The following is a 207-nucleotide window of genomic DNA, read 5'->3' as shown; positions in this document are numbered from 1 at the left end:
CCTCTTTTTAACTGTATCTTTATCTTCGCTTTCTTCCTTTTTTACGTCTCGGCTGTCGTTGTAAATAAGACTTAACAGCTCATCTGCTTTTAAGCGTCTATTCTTCTCCCCTGCACGTACGCGAGCGCAAAGTTTGTCATGCAACGCTCTAGCAAGATCAGAATCTAGCGTGTGTCTCTCTCTTCTGTCTGAGTATATGTAGTCCCC

Annotated in this window: 1 protein-coding gene; it reads right to left on the bottom strand. The window is 43.5% G+C overall.

Going from position 1 to position 207, the window contains the following annotated elements; translation table 11 throughout:
* Positions 1-207, bottom strand: a 207-nt coding sequence (locus A3712_RS28500; RefSeq protein WP_231891879.1) for a hypothetical protein, incomplete at both ends; no start/stop codon positions are given.

This window comes from Vibrio sp. HI00D65 (assembly GCF_001635455.1).
GTDB lineage: Bacteria > Pseudomonadota > Gammaproteobacteria > Enterobacterales > Vibrionaceae > Vibrio.
This window is presented reverse-complemented; position numbering and strand designations above follow the sequence as displayed.